18 protein-coding genes and 1 tRNA gene are annotated in these 19,435 nt (G+C 58.8%); 13 read left to right on the top strand and 6 right to left on the bottom strand.

All coding sequences use genetic code 11. The annotated features are described in order from the left end of the window. Positions 1–28: 28 nt before the first annotated feature. Positions 29–1,216: an acetyl-CoA C-acetyltransferase gene (locus ACZ5PA_RS10010; protein WP_464930206.1), complete on the bottom strand. Its 1,188-nt coding sequence runs from the start codon at positions 1,214–1,216 to the stop codon at positions 29–31. Next, entirely contained in the window at positions 1,213–3,204 is a 1,992-nt protein-coding gene (locus ACZ5PA_RS10005) for a 3-hydroxyacyl-CoA dehydrogenase/enoyl-CoA hydratase family protein (protein ID WP_464930205.1), read from the bottom strand. Before ACZ5PA_RS10005 ends, ACZ5PA_RS10010 begins: the two co-directional genes overlap by 4 nt. 613 nt (positions 3,205–3,817) lie before the next feature. Here ACZ5PA_RS10005 and ACZ5PA_RS10000 point away from each other — a divergent pair. Together ACZ5PA_RS10000 and ACZ5PA_RS09995 are read left to right on the top strand one after the other, a co-directional pair. Further along, a complete protein-coding gene (locus ACZ5PA_RS10000; protein WP_464930203.1) occupies positions 3,818–4,849 on the top strand; it encodes a CAP domain-containing protein in 1,032 nt (343 codons plus the stop codon). Between the two features lie 30 nt (positions 4,850–4,879). Then, positions 4,880–5,953 carry an MFS transporter gene (locus ACZ5PA_RS09995; RefSeq protein WP_464930202.1) on the top strand — a complete coding sequence of 358 codons (1,074 nt, stop codon included), beginning with the start codon at positions 4,880–4,882 and terminating at the stop codon, positions 5,951–5,953. Between the two features lie 16 nt (positions 5,954–5,969). Here ACZ5PA_RS09995 and ACZ5PA_RS09990 read toward each other — a convergent pair. Both ACZ5PA_RS09990 and ACZ5PA_RS09985 read right to left on the bottom strand, forming a co-directional pair. Then, a tRNA-Val gene (locus ACZ5PA_RS09990) sits at positions 5,970–6,083 on the bottom strand. Positions 6,084–6,304: 221 nt separating this feature from the next. Continuing rightward, on the bottom strand, positions 6,305–7,144 hold the full coding sequence (locus ACZ5PA_RS09985) for a hypothetical protein (RefSeq protein WP_464930200.1): 840 nt from the start codon (positions 7,142–7,144) through the stop codon (positions 6,305–6,307). A 472-nt stretch (positions 7,145–7,616) separates the two neighbouring features. Here ACZ5PA_RS09985 and ACZ5PA_RS09980 point away from each other — a divergent pair, with 472 nt between their 5' ends. The 8 genes from ACZ5PA_RS09980 (at position 7,617) to ACZ5PA_RS09945 (ending at position 15,145) form a co-directional block, all read left to right on the top strand. Beyond that, entirely contained in the window at positions 7,617–7,823 is a 207-nt protein-coding gene (locus ACZ5PA_RS09980; protein ID WP_464930199.1) for a hypothetical protein, read from the top strand. A gap of 115 nt (positions 7,824–7,938) precedes the next feature. Then, on the top strand, positions 7,939–9,156 hold the full coding sequence (gene pstS, locus ACZ5PA_RS09975; protein ID WP_464930198.1) for a phosphate ABC transporter substrate-binding protein PstS: 1,218 nt from the start codon (positions 7,939–7,941) through the stop codon (positions 9,154–9,156). 2 nt (positions 9,157–9,158) lie between these two features. After that, on the top strand, positions 9,159–10,097 hold the full coding sequence (gene pstC / locus ACZ5PA_RS09970; RefSeq protein WP_464930197.1) for a phosphate ABC transporter permease subunit PstC: 939 nt from the start codon (positions 9,159–9,161) through the stop codon (positions 10,095–10,097). Then, entirely contained in the window at positions 10,094–10,993 is a 900-nt protein-coding gene (locus ACZ5PA_RS09965; protein ID WP_464930196.1) for an ABC transporter permease subunit, read from the top strand. The genes pstC and ACZ5PA_RS09965 overlap by 4 nt, the downstream gene beginning before the upstream one ends. Next, a complete protein-coding gene (locus ACZ5PA_RS09960; protein ID WP_464930194.1) occupies positions 10,990–11,739 on the top strand; it encodes an ATP-binding cassette domain-containing protein in 750 nt (249 codons plus the stop codon). The genes ACZ5PA_RS09965 and ACZ5PA_RS09960 overlap by 4 nt, the downstream gene beginning before the upstream one ends. A gap of 39 nt (positions 11,740–11,778) precedes the next feature. Further along, positions 11,779–12,387: a phosphate signaling complex PhoU family protein gene (locus ACZ5PA_RS09955; RefSeq protein WP_464930193.1), complete on the top strand. Its 609-nt coding sequence runs from the start codon at positions 11,779–11,781 to the stop codon at positions 12,385–12,387. 177 nt (positions 12,388–12,564) lie between these two features. Beyond that, entirely contained in the window at positions 12,565–13,998 is a 1,434-nt protein-coding gene (gene purD, locus ACZ5PA_RS09950; protein WP_464930191.1) for a phosphoribosylamine--glycine ligase, read from the top strand. A gap of 1 nt (position 13,999) precedes the next feature. Next, a complete protein-coding gene (locus ACZ5PA_RS09945) occupies positions 14,000–15,145 on the top strand; it encodes a phosphoribosyltransferase family protein (RefSeq protein ID WP_464930189.1) in 1,146 nt (381 codons plus the stop codon). A gap of 23 nt (positions 15,146–15,168) precedes the next feature. On the opposite strand, the gene ACZ5PA_RS09940 is transcribed toward ACZ5PA_RS09945, so the two are convergent. Next, positions 15,169–15,876, bottom strand: coding sequence for a phosphoribosylaminoimidazolesuccinocarboxamide synthase (locus ACZ5PA_RS09940; protein ID WP_464930188.1), 708 nt, complete (start codon positions 15,874–15,876; stop codon positions 15,169–15,171). Positions 15,877–16,248: 372 nt separating this feature from the next. Between ACZ5PA_RS09940 and purN the strand changes: the two genes are divergently transcribed. Genes purN through ACZ5PA_RS09925 form a run of 3 tightly spaced genes read left to right on the top strand, consistent with a single transcriptional unit; the run spans position 16,249 to position 18,919 of the window. Then, the gene (gene purN, locus ACZ5PA_RS09935) at positions 16,249–17,073 is read left to right on the top strand and encodes a phosphoribosylglycinamide formyltransferase (protein WP_464930187.1); all 825 of its coding nucleotides are present in this window, start codon (positions 16,249–16,251) and stop codon (positions 17,071–17,073) included. Beyond that, complete coding sequence (locus tag ACZ5PA_RS09930) at positions 17,058–17,993, top strand: bifunctional 5,10-methylenetetrahydrofolate dehydrogenase/5,10-methenyltetrahydrofolate cyclohydrolase (protein WP_464930186.1); 936 nt, start codon at positions 17,058–17,060, stop codon at positions 17,991–17,993. The genes purN and ACZ5PA_RS09930 overlap by 16 nt, the downstream gene beginning before the upstream one ends. After that, positions 17,990–18,919, top strand: a complete 930-nt coding sequence (locus tag ACZ5PA_RS09925) for a phosphoribosylformylglycinamidine cyclo-ligase (RefSeq protein ID WP_464930184.1) — start codon at positions 17,990–17,992, stop codon at positions 18,917–18,919. Before ACZ5PA_RS09930 ends, ACZ5PA_RS09925 begins: the two co-directional genes overlap by 4 nt. A gap of 15 nt (positions 18,920–18,934) precedes the next feature. Here the strand turns inward: ACZ5PA_RS09925 and nadE are convergent, their stop codons facing one another. After that, positions 18,935–19,408, bottom strand: coding sequence for an NAD(+) synthase (nadE, locus tag ACZ5PA_RS09920; RefSeq protein ID WP_464930183.1), 474 nt, complete (start codon positions 19,406–19,408; stop codon positions 18,935–18,937). Positions 19,409–19,435 lie beyond the last annotated feature (27 nt).

The following is a 19,435-nucleotide window of genomic DNA, read 5'->3' as shown; positions in this document are numbered from 1 at the left end:
AGGGACCAATTCGTCGATGTTAAAAAGGTTAAACCCTTTCAATTACCACGGCTGCGCCTTGGCCCCCGCCGACGCAAAGGGTCGCCACGCCTCTGTCCTTCCCCTCTATCTGCAACTGCCTCGCGAGAGTGCCTATGATCCTAGCCCCGGTAGCTCCTAAGGGATGGCCTATGGCGATGGCCCCTCCTCTCTTGTTCACTCTGTCCTCCTCTATCCCGAGCTCCTTTATCGCATATAACGTGACCACGGCAAAGGCCTCGTTTATTTCCCAGAGGTCGATGTCTTTGACCTTCAACCCCGCCTTCTCGAGGGCCTTTTTAGATGCGGGCACAGGGCCCTTGCCCATCACGGCGGGCGGGACCCCGGCGAAGCCGTAGCTCACGAATCTGGCCATGGGCTGGAGGCCGTATTTCTTGAGCGCTCTCTCGGACATTAACAGCAGATAGGCCGCGCCGGTGTTAAGCGGCGAGGAGTTGCCGGCAGTTATCACGCCGTCGGCCTTAAAAGCGGGCGGCAACTGGGCCAATTTCTCGAGGCTCGTGTCGGGCCTCACCGACATGTCCTTGTCCACTACCACCTTCTTGCCCTCCTGCTCGATCTCGACGGGGATTATCTCGCCCTTGAAGTAGCCTTCTTGTTGGGCCTTATATGCGAGTTGGTGGCTCCTCAAGCTCCATCTATCCATCTCCTCCCTAGTTATCTTGCTCTCCTCGGCCAGCCTCTCCGCCGTGAGCCCCATGACGTAGCCGATGTTGAGCTCGTAGAAGGCGTACTCCTCCGTGAAGAACTTGGGGTTTACAATCACGTGGGGGTTGTCGTACATGGGCACTCTCGACATATGCTCGACGCCTCCTGCTATCACAATATCGGCCATCCCCGTCGCTATCTCGTTGGCGCCCATAATCACCGAGGTTATGGAGGAGGCGCATTGGCGGTCCACAGCCGCCGCCGGGACGGTCACCGGTAGCTTGGCGGCGAACACTACATGCCTACCGCCGTATAAGAAGCCCTCGCCGACTTGTAGAGCCATGCCCGTTATCAAGTCGTCTATGTCCTCCGGCTTAATGCTGTTCCTCTCTATGAGATCCCTTACTACTATCGCGGCGATCTCCTCGGGCCTCATGTTGTAGTAGATATCCCTCTGCGGCTCTTTCCTGGTGAGCCTGCTGAAGGGGACTCGCCTAAAGTCCACTATGTATACGTTTCTGAGGCTCATTTCCCCTTAAACTGCGGCTTTCTTTTCTGGAGGAAGGCGCTGACCCCCTCGTATAGATCCTCCGTGGAGAAGACTATGCCGAAGTGGGCGGCTTCAAGATCGAGCGCGGCCCACAACGGCGCCTCGTAGCCGTAGTTGATCGCGTATTTAGCCATGGCCAACGCTATCGGCGGCTTCTCGGCTAACTTAAGCGCAAGCGCCCTCGCCTCTTGTTCGAGCCTCTCAGGCGGGACTACCTTGTTGACCAGCCCTATCCTCTCGGCGTCTTTAGCTGATATATTATCGCCGGTGAATATCAACTCCTTGGCCTTGGCGAGCCCCACGAGCCTGGTCAACCTCTGCGTGCCCCCGCCGCCGGGGAACAAGCCTAAATTAACCTCGGGCTGGCCCAAGACCGCTGTCTCGGAGGCTATTCTGATATCGCACGCGAGGGCCAGCTCGAGGCCTCCGCCGAGCGCGTACCCGTTCAGAGCGCATATGACGGGCCTATCGAGTTTCTCGATTTTCTCGGTTATTTCGTGTAGCCCTCTGGAGAGCTTATACGCTAGGAGAGGCGTCGTGCCCACGAAGCCCGTGATGTCGGCGCCTGCCGAGAAGGCGCGGCCGACGCCTGTGATCACCACAACGCGCGCTTTATCGAAATCAGTCTTCGATATCTCGTCCAATACGGCAGAGAGCTCCTCCACCATCTTCTGGTTTATGGCATTAAGCCTCTCGGGCCTATTGAGTATTACCCACACTATAGGCGGCTCGTACCGCACTACTATTGTCTCAAGCTTTTTCTCCTCGGCCTTTATATATGTATAGAAACCTTCCCCGCTCTTACGGCCGAGCTTCCCGGACTTGACCATGTCGAGCAAGAGCGGATCGGGCGCGAACTCCTCAAAGCCTGTCTTGGCCCTCCAATCCTCCAGCGCCCTCACTACGGCATCTATTCCTAGCTCGTCCGCGAGCTCCAAGGGGCCCTTAGGCCAGTTGAGGCCGAGCTTCACGGCCTTGTCGACGTCCTCCTTAGTGGCTATGCCCTCTCTGACCAGGTACGCCGCCTCGTTTATGGCCGGCGCCAACAACGCCACCACGTCGAGCCCCTCGCCTGGCTCCTTGGGTATATCGGGCCACTGGAACTTGCCGGGGGCCGGGTACTTGTAGAAGCCCTCGCCGGTCTTAACGCCGTATTTCTTCTGTTGACACTTCTCGACGATCAGCGGGCAGGGGTGCGTCTTGAAGCCCCTCTTGGCCATGGCATCCCCTATAAAACATATCACGTCTATCCCGGTATAGTCCATCAGGAGGAACGCGCCCATGGGAAGCCCCGCTCGGTATCTCAGAGCGGAATCCACCGCTATTATGTCCGCCACGCCCTTAGCGACGGTCCAACAAGCGGCGTCGTTGACTCTTGCTAATATCCTATTGACTATGAAGCCTGGCACGTCCTTGTTCACGACGACGGTCTGTTTACCGAGTTGCGATGCGTATTCGGCAACCCGCTTCACCGCCTCGTCGCTGGTGTACTTGCCCTTGATTATCTCCACAAGAGGCATTAACACAGGCGGGTTGAAGAAGTGCATGCCTACGACGAGGGGCCTCCTCTCGGGCTTGACCGCCTCGGATATCTCCGTTATGGGGAGGCTGGAGGTGTTAGTGGCCAAGATGGCGTTGGGCGGCGCGCACCTATCGGCCTCGGCGAAGACCCTCTTCTTGGCCTCGATCTCCTCGATAACAGCCTCGACCATGATCTCGACGCCCTCCACCGCCTTACACACGTCGTTGACGATGGGCTTGATCCTAGCCAGAACAGCCTGCGGACTCTCCTTTATTTGTCCCTTCTCGGCCAGCTTATTTAGGGACCATTCTATGTTCTGCAAAGCCCTTTTCAAGTAGTCCTCCGCGACGTCGACTAGGGCGACCTCGTAACCGGCTATGGCGAACAGCTCGGCTATGCCGTGGCCCATCGTACCTGCGCCTATTACAGCGGCTTTTTTAGCCATAGGTCGAGGTGACGGGACCCTTTTAAAGAAGAATTACGTTTATTGTCTAATATAGTAAATAGCATAGTAAATAGCTTTTAGTTTCAGTTATCTAGGCCGAGATCCAGCCTACTGCGTAGGCCTAGAGCCTCATCGCGCTGACATGGTCAACGACGCTGTGCGTTGATCACAGAATGTCCCACCGGGGACAATCAGTGGTTCCGATAAGGCGCCCAACCCCTCCGGCCGCACCGTTGAGAAGCCTCTCTTGTCGGAGCCATACCACTTTATGACGTTTCGGCGCGTCGGTCGACTTCGGCCTCTCTCACATGAAGGGCTCCCGCCGAGTGCCCGCTGTGTGTCGGGAAAACATAACCATCGCTGTTTTCGGCCTTGACGTTTTCTCAACCATGTGAGGATCCGCGTTGCGGAGAAAAGCTGGGCGATTTAGGCGTTTAGGTCCAACAGCCGATCCATTAGGTCTAATACATAACTTAATTATTAGCTAACTATATAAGCTTTTCAATAATGATGATTTTTAAGATAAATCATCTACATTTCTAATGGATTTCGATACTTATAGGACAGCTTTCGGCAAAGCCGGCGTTCTTCGAGCTCGCCGATTTGAAGCATCATGAAGCCCTGCGTCGAGTCCTTGATAACATTGTTCTTGTTGTTGTCGATCGCTGTCGTGACCACAAGGTTCGTCCAGACCACAGGAGGTCAAGGGAACCAGTCAAGCCCCGCGGGCGGTCTAGTCGTAGATTCCAACTGGGTCGCCCAGTTCATCGACGTCGTGAACCAGTACAGATCCAGCGAGGGGGCTCCCCCGCTCTTGCCTTGTCCTTGGCTCAACGATTTCGCCAAGGCGAGGTTCGCCCACATGGCCATGAACCCGGCTATTAGCCACTACGGCTACTACGACGACTTCCAGAAGTACCTCGCCCAGTATTGGGGCCTCATGACGTTGATAATGGGCGAAGAGGTCCTTTATCCCAGCGGCCGGGTCCCCGATCAGTACGTCCGAGAGTTGATGAGGAACGCGACGGCTCACTGGGAATTGTTGACGAGCCCTCAATACGCCTATTATGGCTATTACATAGGCTATGCGCCGAGCTACGCGTTGGCCGGCCCGTGCCAAGTGGGCGAGGTCCCAAGCCCCTACGTGAACGTGACGCAGTTCTTTAAGTCGCACGGTTGCAACGTCGAGCTGAAGGGCGCCGCTTGGCTAGTGTTGGAGCTCAGTAATTGGTGCGATGGAGTCGTCTCGAAACGGCTGTTGGCCGCCTCCTTCACATCGGCCCCTCAGTCCTACGAGCTCGTCCCTATAAAGTACGACTTGCCCGCGACCGGGCGGAACGCGACCCTCGAAGTGAGCGTGGCGAGCACGGGGCCCGTTAGGCTCTTCGTCCTCACATCGGATCAGTACGAGCGCTTCCAGGAGCTGGGGCTGGAGCAGATCTGGGCCTTCACAGGGCCGGCATATTTCTACGGCGGCGAGTCCGCGGAGTTTCGCGTGCGCGTCGAGCTGAGCGTGGACCAGTTGGGCGAGGGCTATTATTTAATCATAAGCAACGTGTTGCCGGGAGCGAACGCCGTTGACGTGGAGGCGAACGCGACCCTCATATTCGCGCCGCAAGAGCCCCAGATACAGCCGACGACTTAAACTTAAATAGCGCCGGATTGACGTTGGCAAGTGCGCCTCTTTTACTACATACTGGGAGCACGCGCCGTGTACGCCTTGCTCTGGTTCTACGTATCCCCATTATTGCCGCTAATGGCGAGGGACTTGGCGGTGCAAGAGGCTCAGTTGGGTTTATTGCCGGCGGCTTTCATCGCGGGCGCCGCTGCCATGCAGATACCGGCCGCCTGGATCGGGGCGAAGATAGGAGACGTCAGGACGGCCGGCATCGGGCTATTGCTCCTGGGCCTCGGCTCAGCCCTCGTCGGGTTCAGCGGAACTTGGCAGGAAGCCTTGGCGTTCAGAGCCTTGGCAGGAGCGGGGGCCGGCTTATTCTTCTCGACGGCCGGCGCGGCGCTCGTGTCGCTTAAGCCGGGGGCTACGGGGACTGCGCTGGGCTGGTACAACGCCTCCTTCAACGTAGGAGCCCTTACAGGCTACTACTGGGGCTACGTAGCAGCAGCAATGGGCTGGCGTGCGGCCGCGATCCTTCCGGGCGTTGCGGCGTCGGCGGTAGCCGCGCCGCTTTTGACGCAAAAGGGGTTCAAACACGGGCATAAACTAGACCGGTCCGCGATCGCCCTCGGCCTCGCCTCCTTCCCCATATGGGGCGCTGTATACGCAACGAATAGCCTCGCCGCTACGTGGCTTTCCTACTACAAAGACGTGCCTCCATCGTTGGCAGGCGCCATATCGTCGGCATCCATGGCGTCCGGCCTGTTGGGCGGGGCGCTCGGCTCTATCTACGACAAGGCCAGAAAGAAGGAGGTAGTACTCGTCGCGGCCTCAGCGCTATCGTCAGCCTCCATGGCCCTCGTCCCCTCCTCGCCTCCCGCCGTGGTGCCGCTCGCAGTGTTCGCCTACGGCGCCTCCTACACCGTGTACATAACGGCGATCTACGCCGAGGGATCGCGACGGAGTTCGCCCTCGTCAGCATTGGCGGTCATCAACGTGATAGACATGGCGCTGGGGCTGAACGCCAGCTACATCTTCTCTTACGCTATGTCGATATATCCGCCGCTGGCTTGGTACTCGACAGCGGCTTTGGCCCTCGTGTCCTCATACGCCGCGCGCCTAGCTAGGCGATAGAAAGAGGCGGGAGGAGTGGGCCCGCCGGGATTCGAACCCGGGATCTCCCGCGCTCTGAGGCTATCGCGGGCGCCTCGTGAGGCGGGCTTTAGGGAACTGCGTTCAATCCTAGCCGCTAGACTACGGGCCCTTCTGCAGTGATGTCCTCTGGTTTTAAGTTTTTCCTCTCGAGCTCGCGGAAGCGCGTGGGCCGAGACGCGAAGGCCTAGGCCGTAAGGTTTAAGTTCCATAGCGGAACTAAGTTCCGGTGCGGAACTTATTCGACCCATGGCCCAAGAGCTCGAGGAGCGAGTTGTTCGACAGAGCCGAGGAGCTGGACCTCCTCGATAAGTCGGCGGCTAAGCGACTACGCTAGGCCCGAGCGCGTCGGCTGTTCTGCGATCTGCATGAGCTCTCATAGAGATGTATATCGAAATAAACCTCGGCCGCGTTGTGGAGGTAGTCTATAACGCGGACCGCGTGTACGGCTTGAGCTTCCCCTTTGGACAACTGCATGGCCATGAACCTAGCCGAGGGCATCCTCGCCACGTATTCTCCGAGCGCCTCTAGATCGCCTAGCGCATCTTTGAGCCCCGCCGCAACGTCTCTGAGAATCGCCCAGATTTTCCCGTCGGGCGCCTCGCGATATAGCTCGACTATGTGGTCCACGGCCCGCTCGTAGAACCTCGCCAGCTGTATGTGGAAGCCGCACTTGGGCGTGGGGTAGCGGGTGCAGAGCCTATTAACGGTGAGCCTCAGCTTGTCCACCTCGTCGTCGACGGCCTCGACGGTCTTCGCAGTAGCCGTGCCCGCCGATAAGCCGTTCAGGAGGAACAACAGTGAGTCCAACATCCTCTTGATGACCTCCTCCTTGTCAGTGTAACGGTCCTCGTACTCCACCCTGTAGGCCCCTCCTCTATCCAGCGCGCGTCCAAAGACCTTGGACAACCCCCTCTCCACGTCGGAGCGATCGGCCGTTAGGTCTAGGTAGTCGAGGCCGGCGGCGTATCCCGCCACTATGAGGTACACAGCAAGGGCCCCTCTCGCCTCCACCACTCCGGCGCCCCTCGCCAATAGGGGCTTTATTCCCACGAAATCGTCCTCCCAGTACATCTCTACGTCGTTTACGCCCAAGTTGCCCATGAGCTTCTTGGGCAGATAGGCCAGGTAGGAGCCCCGCACTCTTATTAAACGGCGCTTTACGACCTCCACGTGAAGAGTTCTGTATATTAAAAATTCGCGTGCCCGGAACCCGCCGACATCTACAGCCGCGCGGCCTCGACCTAAAAATGATAAAGTTCATCATAATATGTATGCAATCATCGGCGGCGTGACGGGCTTATTCTCGGCCATCTTCCTAACAGCCGAGGGGGCCAAGGTTACGGTATTCGACCCCTCGCCAGGAGGTTGGTCGAGGGCAGCGGCCGGGGCCTTGGAGCCGACAAAGTTCGAAATAAATCGTATTACATCAAAGGCTATCCTATCAAGTACATTAGGATGTGGATCTCGGGCAAGGCGAGGGTCGCCAAGCTCGACTGGAAATGGATATTGGCCTATCTCAAGGTCTACGGCAAGGAGTACCCGCAAGAGATCTGGGGCTACGTGAGGGAGCTGACCTCCTTTTTCGCCCCCTCACCCCACATCCCCGTCGGCCAGCGGCCTCACTCTCGGGGCGGTTCGCGGCTTGCCGAGCTCCGCCCAGCCCCGCGCGCCGGACGGCCTCCCCGCGGTGGAGAGGAGGGGCGAGGGGCTCGTCGTGGTTGTCGGGGCTTGCAGGCTGGGCTGGACTCTAGGGCCGGGCATAGCCAAAGCGGCTGTCGATCTAGCGCTGGGCCGCGCCTCCACTACGCCGTTGACCGCTGAGCGCCTCGGCGTAAGGCCGAGCTCTTGACGGCTCTAGGCGCTTTTTCGTATGAATATATAGAACAAGCCTCGGCGATGACGAGGGCTTGAGCTCTACAGAGTAATATGAAAAATCGCAATAAGGACCTCAAGGCGTTGCGCCCATGAGGACGATTTACATAATCATAGCCGTCGTGGTAATAATCGCGGCGATCGCCATAATAGCAACAAGCAGCAACAAGGGAGGCTCTATTACGACCTCCACGACGGCCTCCTCGGCTTCCACGAAGGCTCCTTCGACTACGACTACTGCCGCATTAAGCGGCTCTATCACGGGCGCTGGGTCCACCTTCGTGTACCCGCAGATGCAACAATGGTCCTTAGACTTCAGGAACTACACAGGAGGCCGCATCGTGGTGAATTACCAAGGCGTCGGCTCCGGGGCTGGCCAAGCTCAATTTGTTAGTAAGAATATAGACTTCGGCGCCTCTGACATACCGCTGACTGCGGAGAGGTACGAAAAGCTAAAGGGCCAGGTGTTTCAATTTCCCGTGATCGTGGGCTCCATCGTGTTGGCCTACAACGTTCCCGAGATTGCCTATTCCAGGACTCACAAGTACCTAAATCTGACCGCGGAGATAATAGCGTTAATATACATGGGTAATATAACCTACTGGGACGATCCCCGCATAAAAGCCCTTAACCCGGGCCTAGCCAACTTGCTTCCCCATAAGGAGATTATAGCTGTTCATCGCTCAGACGGCTCGGGCACGACCGGCGCCTTCACTCTATGGCTAGCCAAGGCCTATCCACCATGGAATTCCACTGTTGGCTGGGGCCTCAACGTCCAATGGCCTGTGGACAAGTTAGGCAGAGGCATAGGGGGACAAGGCAATCCCGGCGTGGCTTCGGCCGTCCAGAATACGCCTTACTCTATAGGCTATATCGAGTACGCGTACTACGCGCTTAACAAGGAGAAGTTCGACTACATAGGCGGCGTGGCGTATATAAGAAACGACAACGACGGGAAGTTCTATTTTGCCACGCCCGAAGCAGTGGGGCTGGGCATTACATCCGCGTTGGAGAGGTATAGACAGAAGTACGGAGCATTTCCCTCGGCCGAGGCTGATTGGAACTTTGTTACAAAGGAATTAACCAACCCGCCGCATGGCTATCCGATATGGTCTTTCACCTTCGTCATCGTATGGAAGGACTATGCTGCCGAGGGCCTTCCCAACGCGGCGACCAAGGCGGCCCTCGTCAAGGAGTTCTTGAAGTGGGTGCTCACGCAGGGCCAAGATGATTTGGTGCCCGGCTATCTGCCTCTGCCGCCGGAGCTACGACAAATAGGCCTTGAGGCGCTCAACCAAGTCAAGCCTTAAATATGATCGGCCTTTTTTTCTTCCTCTTCCTTGTGTTTTACATTGTCAGCGTCGTGGCGCTCATATCAGTTAAGTTCAAGTGGGGCATGAGAGCTGTGGGCCTTGTATCGGTCTTCCTCTTGGGCGGAATGGCCGCCCTATTCGCTTACTATGCAACTCCAGCGTTTCAGCACTACGGCCTCACGTTGCTGACCTCCGCCGCGTGGAACCCAGTGACGGAGCAATACGGCCTACTGCCGGCCATAACGGGCACGCTTTTAACCTCGGCCATAGCCGTGGCGGTCGCCATGCCCCTTGCCGTCAGCGTTGCGGTGGCTCTGGTGGAGTTCTTGCCGGGGAGGCTAGGCTGGTTCCTATCGTCGCTTTTAGACCTAACGGCCGCGATGCCCACGGTTATTTTCGGGCTCTGGGGCCGGGAGACCTTCGGGCCTGCCTTAGCCGTTGCCGTGAACTGGCTCGCAAGCGCTCTTCTACACATAGACGCCAATATGTCCCCCTACACGCTCCTCACGGCTGCTCTACTGCTCGCCTTTATGATAACGCCGTACGCCGCCGCTGTGATTAGGGAGGGCTACGCCGCCACGCCCAAGCCTGTCGAGGAGGCTATATACAGCGTAGGTGCCACGCGGCTCGAGGCGATTGTCTTGAAGCTGAAATATGTGAGGACCTATGTTGCTGGGGGCTTCTTCTTGGCCTTGGGCCGCGCCATGGGCGAGACGGTGGCCGTGGCCATGGTCGTAGGCTCGAACTTCGTCACTTTGACCTTGAACCCGCTTAACCCCGGCATAACTATTTCATCCCTGATAGCCTTGCAGTTTCCCAACGCCGCTGCCTACACCTACATGACTTCGGTTCTTTTCGCTGCGGCGTTCGTACTCGCCGTGATCGGCCTAGCTATCAACGGAGTGTCGCTCTATTTGTTGAGGCGATGGCAAGCATGAACGCCAGGAAGATCAAAAACATGATAGGCACGGGCGTTATAATCCTCTTGGCCTTCCTAGCCGCAATGCCGGTGTTAGCGGTCGTCGTAGACGTGTATATTCACGGCGCGCTGGCCATAGCCCAGCTGGGAGGCCTCTATTCGTTCCTCGTGGACCTCCCGCCAGGCCCCTTTGCCGACAAGGGCGGGGTTGGGCCTTTCATCGTAGGCACTCTCTACATGACTGCGCTCGGCGCTGCGGCGGGCATATTAGTGGGCTTCCCCTTGGGCGTGTACATCGGCGAGTTCAAGAGGGAGGCGTTGTCGTCGATCTCGAGGGCGTCCACGAACGTACTAGTGGAGTTCCCGACGATCTCAGTGGGCCTCTTCGTATACGGCGTGTTCTCCTTCATGCAGAAAGACCTTAACAATATCTTAAAGCTCCTCCCCAGCGGGGGCTGGCTGGGCTGGTTCTTCGGACCTCTCGACGCCTTTAACGCATACTTGGGCGCCGCTGCGTTGGCCATAGTCATGGTCCCCTACGTGGCCTTGTTCACAGCAAGCGCTTACGCCTCGGTTGAGCAGTCATTGCGCGAGGCGGCCTATTCGATATCGGGGAGGGAGTACAAGGCCTTGTTCACAGTTCTCAGGAAGGCCGTCTGGCGCGCCGTTTTGACGTCCTTCTTGCTCGGGACGGCCAAAATAGCCGGCGAGACGGCGCCGTTGTTGTTCACTGCGTTTGGGAACAGCTACTATGCGCCGTTCACGGGCCCCACCGGCGCCGTGAGCCTCTGGATCTACGAGGCGGGCCAGTCGAATTACCCGGTATGGATCGCGTCGGCCTACGGCGCAGCCGCCGTGTTGCTCACCTTGGTCTTGGCCTTGTTCATCGCGGCGAAGTCCCTTGGGAGGACATGAAGGTGGAGATCAAATCGCTACGGCTCTTTTACGGCAAAAACGTAGTGTTGAACGGCGTCGACCTCTCGGTGCCGGCCAACGTCATATACGCCATCATGGGGCCATCGGGGAGCGGGAAATCGTCTTTGTTGAGGACCGTGAATAGGCTAATAGAGCTATATCCCGACGCTAAAGTGGAGGGCGACGTGTTGCTCGATGGGACGAGCGTCTTCTCCATGGACGTATATGAGCTCAGGAGGAGGGTCCAAATAGTCTTCCAGATCCCGAACCCCATCCCCAACCTCTCGGTGTTCGAGAACGTGGCTCTTGGCATCAAGCTGAATAAGCTGGTCAAGTCCAAGAGGGAGTTACACGAGAGGGTTAAGTGGGCGCTCGAGGTTGCTAGGCTGTGGGACGAGGTAAAGGATAGGCTGGACTCCCCGGCGGGCAAGCTGTCGGGCGGCCAACAACAGAGGTTATGCATAGCAAGAGCGCTGGCGTTTCAGCCTGAGGTGCTACTGGCCGATGAGCCCACTGCGAATTTAGACCCCGAAAACACGGCGAGAATAGAGGAGTTGTTCCTGGAGCTCAAGAAGAGCGTGACGATATTGTTAGTAACCCATTTCCCGGGACAAGCGGCCAGGATAAGCGACTATGTGGCCTTTTTGTACCAAGGGAGAGTCGTCGAGTCGGGGCCTACTAAGGAGGTCTTCACGAGGCCGAGGCACGAGCTGACCGAGAAGTACGTGACCGGGAGGTTATATTAATATGAAGAAGCCTTATATCATAACACCGACCTTAGGGCTATGAGGAGGCTGTTGGACATGGCGGAGGAGAGGATATCGGAGGCCTTGAGGCGCGGAGCGTCCATGGCCATGGACGCCCTGGACGCCGCGTTCAAGGAGAGCGTTAGGCCAGAGGACGTAAGAGTCATAGCGTCGCGGCTCCACGAACTCCACGACGAGATCGCCGACTTGATCATGGAGGCCGTGGCCCGCTTTGGTCCAGTGGCCAAGGACCTCCGATTCCTCAAGGGAGCCCTCTTCGTCTCCTACGACTTGTACCGCATAGCCCGATACGCTTACGACATAGCCGCCGTGGCGGAGAAGCTGGGGAGAGAGTGCATATCGGGGAGGGTCCTCGAGATAAAGGACACGGTGAGGGGCATGGTGGCGATGGCCATGGACATGTTCCTCGCCGGCGACGTCTCGAGGTTAGGCGAGCTCGAGCGGCTCGACGACGAGGTGGTGGACGAGGCTTATGCGAGATCTCTCGACGAGCTCTTGAAGGGGCCCGACAAGTGCAAAGTCGTAGAGGCCGTGGTCTTGCGTTTACTCGAGAGGGCCTCGGACCACGCTGTGTATATCGGCGATCAAGCCTACTACTTAGTCGAAGGGACTCACAGAAGGCATTAGGCGTTTTCGGCCAATTGACAAGCCCTCAAGGGCTAAAGCGAAGAGGCGACGAGCGGCGTGAGGCTTTGTCGCGGATGATGTCTAGTTTTAAGTATATTGTTAAACGTAACGCAAGCCTGTCTAATGCATGCGCAGTAGCTTCTAATTAAATATTTAAATGGGTTACGCCTACGCCATATGGACAAGGTGATGATCGTAGGCGACGGCGCGAGAGAACATGCGATAGCGTGGGGCTTGGCGAGGAGCGGAGTTAGGCTGCACGCATTAATGGGCCATTTAAACCCGGGCATAGCCCAGCTAGTCAAGGAAACCGGCGGCTCTTATAAGCTGGGCCCTCCGACGAGCCCGACAGAGGCCGTCAAGGCTGCCGAGGAGTTCTCGCCGGATCTCGTGGTGATAGGCCCCGAGGAGCCCCTCTTCGCCGGTGTGTCGGACGCCCTTAGGGAGAGGGGTTTCCTGACGCTGGGGGCGCCCTCCAAGGCCGCCCTCATTGAGCAGAGGAAAGACGTGGCCAGACAACTTCAATGGAAATACGACATCGCCGGCCGGCTGATATACGGCGTCTTCGCCGACATAGCCGAGGCCTACTTCTTCGCCAAGGCCCTAGGCTCCGTCGCTATCAAGCCCGTCAGACAAGCCGGCGGCAAGGGGGTCAAGGTCATCTACGGCGAGGCGAAGTACCTAGACGGCGCGTTGGACGAGGTCATCGCGAGGGGCGCGCAGGAGGCGAGGGCCCAGCTCTCGGCCTACGGCGATACCCCTCAGGCTGTTTTAGTCGAGGAGGCCGTGTGGGGGGTGGAGTACACGGTGCAAGCTCTAGTGGACGGGGAATCGGTCTTCGCCTTTCCGCCCGTGCAGGACAACCCCCATGCCTACGAGCTGGGCCTAGGGCCGGAATGCGGCGGGATGGGGACCGTGTCCCCCCTGCCCTTCATAGATGAGGAGGAGGTGAATGCCGCCATCGATGCGATTAAGGCGACCGTCGAGGCAGTGAGGCGGGAGTTCGGCGTCGTGTACTCGGGCGTTTTAAGCGGCCAGATGATGCTCACCGCGATGGGCCCCGTTGTCATAGAGTACTACAGCAGATTCGGCGATCCCGAGGCGCTGAACGCAGTATATCTCTACGACGGCGATCTCTACGACTTGTTCCTCAAGTCGGCGACTAGGAAGCTCCACAAGGCGGAGCGGAGGTTCAAGGCGGAGCACACTGTGGTGAAGGCGATCGCGCCCAAGGGCTATCCCCTCGACAAGAGGCTAGCCGCCGGGAGGATATTCCGCGTGGACTGGGACGCGATAAAACGCGTCGGTTGTTTGGTCTTCTTCGGATCGGCGGAGCCGACGGAGGGGGGAGGGTACAAGACGTTGGGCTCCCGCGCCGTGGAGGTGCTCGCTGCGGGGGCGACGCCAGAGGAGGCCTACGAGAAGGCCGAGAAGTGCGCCGCCGCCGTGAGGGGCGACGGCCTCTTCTATCGCCGCGATATAGGCTCGCCGGAGTACATGGCCGCGATGGGGCGCAAGGCGGAGCAGGCGAGGGCTGTCTACAAGTGGCGCGGCCGAACTAGGGAGCGGCTCGTGTGGGAGCCGGGGAGGGGGCTGATCCGCTTCGGCTGACATGTCGGCCGGTCTCTTCGCCGTATATAGCTTCGCCGGCGAGGTGAACCTCTACCCCCTCGTGTACTACGGCCTCAAGGCCATGGCAAATAGGGGAGACGTAGCGATCGCGTACTTGTTAGGGCCTAGGGGGCTGGAGAGGCTGGACCTAGACCTCTCGCGGGAGGCGCCGCGCGAGGCCAAAGGCGTCGCGGCCGTGGGGTGTGTATACACCGAGGACTGTTGCCGCGAGGAGGACGGAGTAGTCTACTGCGCGTTCGGGAAGGACGACGTCAAGCCCGGTGCGCCGTCTAGCGGCGTGGTCTACGTGGCGTTGTCGAGAGACGGCGTCCTCTACGCCTATCGTCCGCCCAGGTTTTGGCATTTAGCCGTGGGGGCCCACGGCTTCGACTTCGCCGTGGTCGCGACGGAGACGGCCGCAATAGAGGTGCTCGGGGGCGAGGTGAGGAGGAGCTTAAGGGGCGGGGAGCTCTTGAAGATAACGAGGCTTGAGGTCGAGTCGTCTGGGGGCAACGAGCCGGGAGAGGTCTGCGCCATGGAGTACGTCTATTCGTCACGCCTAGACAGCGAGATAGACGGCGTGGAGGTCGCCGATGTGCGGGCGAGGCTGGGCCGAGCTCTAGCAAGGAAGATCGAGAAAAACGTCGACGTGGTGATGGGCGTGCCCGACACCGGGCTTTACTACGCAGCGTGGGCCGCCGAAGAGCTCGCCGCGAGGCATATCCCCGGCTTTGTCCCAACGGTGAGGAAAAGAAGCGCTCTGCTCGACGACGTGAGGGACCGCGTCTCCGCCATACAGCTAAAGGCCAATGTGGTCAAACACGCGGCCAGAGGGGCCAAAGTGCTCGTAATCGACGATAGCCTGATCAGCGGCCTCACCTTACGCCATATAGCTCAACTCCTCCGTCTGAAGGCCGGAGCGAGGGAGGTCCACGCCGCGGTGGCAACGCCGCCGTTAAGGACCCAATGCCCATACGGCGTGAGGATGCCGCCGGATAGCCACATGATATTCAACCAACTAGACCACGACACGGCCGTGAGGGCCTTGGAGCTGGACAGCTTGACCTACCTAACGCCCGAGGAGTTCCTGAAAGCCGTAGGCGCCAAGGTCTGCACGCGTTGCTTTTTCGGCCCTAATCAACGCTAGATTCAGCTACGGGATCTCGCCCCTCAAAACGCGCCGGCCGTTAAGGCCTTTGTAATCTCCAAGAGCTTCTTGTACCTCTCCACTAAGCCCGCGGCGTCTTTCGTCTTTCGGAAGTACTCCTTGTCGAGGTGTTCTCCCCCGCACAGAAGCCTGAAAGTATCGCCGGATATCTCGTCCACTAACAACAACCGACCGCCGATGCGGCCGAACTCGAACTTGACGTCCACGAAATCGCATCCGGCTCTTCTGTAGAGCTCCCTCAACGCCGCGGCGGCTGTCAGAGCCCTCCGTTCGAGCTCCGCCAGCTCCTCCTCGGCGACTAGTCCAGCCTCGACGATTTCTTGAGGATAGACCAACGGGTCGTGCAACGAGTCGTCCTTGTAGTGGTATTCCACGAGGGGCTTAGAGAGGGGTTTAAGAGGCATCAACTTCGGCATCCTCTTGAGCTGGCTACCGTAGGCCTCGAAACGCACTATCACCTCTATGGGCACTACCTCGGCCGGCCTGACGACTAGGGCGTTCGGCGGCTTGAATTCCACTAAGTGCGTCTCGACGACTGGCGCCAGATATCGCATCAAGAGGTATGTGGTCTCGGCGGCTAAGGCGCCTTTCCCCGGCGCTGTTGCCTTGAACGCCCCGTCGCCGGCCGTTACTTCGTCTTTGAACACCATTATGTAAAGGTCGCCTGATCTATATACCCTCTTGGCCTTCCCCTCGTACACGAGCTCCATAAGCCCACTAGGCTGTATGTTTTTAAGCTTTCCATTAAACACAACGCATAGGTTTTTGAAAAGTATCTGGTTCTTGATAAAGAGCTTATTTAAATAGGCGAAGCCGGCTCGGCCCTAAGGCCCTAGCCCCTCTCGCGAGTAAACGCCGGGCTCGCTGATAATCGAGCACATATGGGCCTCGCGAGGGATGGGGTAGTTCACGGCGCCTTTAAAGGGCCCTCCACATAGCGCACTTTACGAGTGCGTCAGCCCCTCCTCTGCCCGTAGTCGACATATCGGCGCATCCCACAGCACTTACTTTTCTGTTTAAAATACTCAGCAAGTCCCTTACGGCAATTCTGCGAAAATTTTATTTATTGCATTAAATAAACCATGAGGCTCGGGGTCCTAGCATCTTGGCGGGGCACGAACTTCAAGGCGATCATGGACCACGTGGAACTAGGCGTTTTGAGAGGCGTGGAGCCCGTCGTGTTGATATACAGCGACGAGGAGGCGCCGGTGCGTAAAATAGCGGAAAGATACGGGGTGGAGGCTGTTTTCGTGAAACACAGAGGGGTGCCTCGGCGGGAGAGGGAGAGGGAGATGGTGGAGGCGTTGAGGAGCCGCGGCGTAGACGTAGTGGCCCTCGCGGGATACGACTACGTGCTCAGCAAGGAGTTCGTGGAGAGCTTCAAGCTCGTCCTGAACATACACCCCTCGCTCCTCCCCTTCGCCGGAGGGAAGGGGATGTACGGCATGCGGGTACACGCCGAGGTCTACAGGGCCGGCGTCAAGGTGACGGGGCCCACTGTCCACGTCGTGGACGAGTCGGTGGACGGAGGGCCTATCGTCGACCAATGGCCTGTGTACATAGGGGATATATACTCCTTGCCCTTGAGCGGCGAGGAGAAGGTGCGGTTGATAGCCGACAGAGTGCTCATCTTCGAGCACAGGCTATACTCCAAGGTGCTCCAAGCAGTGGCCGACGGCCTCCTCGAGCTATGGGAGGAGAGAGTAAAGGCGCCTCGCGTTGTGGAAGAGGGCGGGAGGATCAGAGTGGAGGAGGTCGAGGCGGCGGTCAAGAGGGCCGTCTTGAGGATCGACGAGGCTTGGAGGAAGGCGTGGGACGAAAGACAAAGGGCATACGTCGAGTTGCAGTTGAAGGAATGGGCAGATAGGCCCCTCCACTTGATCTTGCCGCCATGGTTACGTGGATGAGAGGCGAGGAGCTACACAGACGCGCGAAGGAGTGGGCGCGGGAGCACGTGAAGAAGTTGGAGGAAATCGGCATAACTCCCAAGCTCGCCATCATTCTCCTCAACGACGACCCGGTGGAGTTGGCCACTCAAAGGCGTTTCGCCTCGCTTAAGGCGAAGGACGTGAGGGAGGTGGGGGGCGAGGCCGAGATATATGAACTACACGACGTGCCGCCGGAGAGGAGGACCAAGGAGGCGCTCGAGCTAATAGAGAGCTTAAACAAGAGAGATGACGTCACCGGCGTGATAATCCAGAAGCCTGTGCCGCCTTTCGTGGACGAGAGGGCCCTCTTCGCCGCGTTGTCGCCTGAGAAGGACGTGGACGCCTTAACGCCCGACAACAAGAAGAAGCTCCTAGACGTTTTCGACTTGGACAAAGACGTCTTGCCCTGTACCCCCGCCGGGATACTGGAGCTCCTCCGCCTATACGGAATCGACGCGAGGGGGAAAGACGTGGTGGTGGTGGGCAAAGGGGAGCTGGTGGGGAAGCCGCTCTCAATCATGTTGATGCAACTCGACGCGACCGTCACAGTGCTCCACGCGTTGTCGAAGGAGCGGGAGCCCTACGTAAAGAGGGCCGACATAGTGATATCCGCGGTCGGGAGGCCGCCTGAGCTGTACAAGGACAACCCCTGGCGCCTCACCGGCGACATGATCAAGGAGGGGGCTGTAGTGGTGGGAGTAGGCGGCAAGGTGGATCCCGCTACAAGCAAATGGCACTTCGACGTGGACGAGAAGTCGGTCGCGGAGAAGGCGTCGTACCTCACGCCGAATATAGGAGGAGTGGGGCTCGCTACTAGGGCGCGAGTTCTCAAGAACCTCGTTAGGACCTCGTACCGAGTGGCCAGGGCAGTGGCGTCGCCGCGCCTCGTGGGGCCATGAGGTATAGAGATGCCGGTGTTGATCTAGATAAACAGAGGGCCCTACACGCGAAGGCCCGCCTTATCCTCTCGGGCGGCGAGGGGTCCTACGTCAGGTGGTTGGACGCGGGAGGCCGCGAGCTAGCCCTACACGTAGACGGCGTGGGCACTAAGACGGTCTGGCTCCTACAAGCGAACAAGATGGACGTGGCCGGCTGGGATTGCCTAGCGGTCAACGTAAACGACGTGGTGTGCGACGGGTTTAAGGCGATAGCGGCCGTCGACTACATAGCGCTATCCCCCGGCCTAGAGGAGGCGGCCGGCCGCGTGTTGGACGGCCTCGCGAAAGCGGCAGCGGAGGTCGGAGCGGCTATACTAGGCGGCGAGACGGCTATTATGCCCGACGTAATCAACGGCGTTGACGTGGTGTGCACGGTCCTCGCGGTCAGGGAGGCGGTGCCCAGGCCGCCCGCCCCCGGCGACTACGTCGTGGGGGTAGAGTCGACGGGGCCTCACGCCAACGGTTACTCGTTGCTCCGCCGCCTTTTCAAGTTAGAGGAGGGCCTATGCGGCACGACGGCGGCCGACGCGTTGTTGAGCCCCGTCGCCATGTATCACAAAGTGCTCCAACCGCTTAAGGAGGGCCTCGCGAAGGCCGCGGCGCACATAACAGGCGGGGGCTTCTCGAAATTGAGGAGGATCCTCGGCGGCCTGGGCGCCGAGCTGGAGCTGGGAAGCCTCCCGTGTTGGGCCGAGGCGGTGCTCAAGAAGGGCGTGCCGAGGGAGGAGGCCTACCGCGTCTTCAACATGGGCGTAGGCATGGCTCTCATCACGGACGCGCCCATCGATCTTGTAAGGCGATTGGAGGACTTGGGCTACTCCGCAAGGGTCATAGGGAGGATTAAGCCGAGAGGCCCCGTTGTAGTCGACGGCGTTAGGGTGGATTAACTCGAGGGCCGACGCTCATCGCGCCCTCCTTGAGGCCGTGATTTGCTTAGACCTCATGAGCTTGGCGATCGGCGGGGGGTTGCGTTTGTGCGCGTTCTCCTTCACCCTCTTGAGTATCTTGCTCACCACCGACGGCGGAATGCCTGTCTGCTCAGGTATCTCCGACTCGGGTATTCCGAGCTCCCACGCGTATAACACCGGATCGGCTTGTGCATACGTAAATCCCAGCTCGCCCTCGGCGGTTTGGCCCACCCACAACCTAGGACTGGAGGGCTTCTTGGCGATCTCCTCAGGTAGCCCCATGTGCTTGGCCAAAGCCCTTACTTGTGTCTTATACAAATCCCCTATCGGCAACAAGTCGACCCCGCCGTCTCCGTGTTTGGTGAAATGGCCCAACATGAGCTCGCTCTTGTCGCCCGTCCCTATCACCAGTTTGGTCCACCTGCATAGGGGGCGCGATTCTGGCTTAATTATCCTATCGAAGTACATAGACCCAAGAAGACCGTGGAGATATAG

Source organism: Thermoproteus thermophilus (genome assembly GCF_055392855.1).
This window is presented reverse-complemented; position numbering and strand designations above follow the sequence as displayed.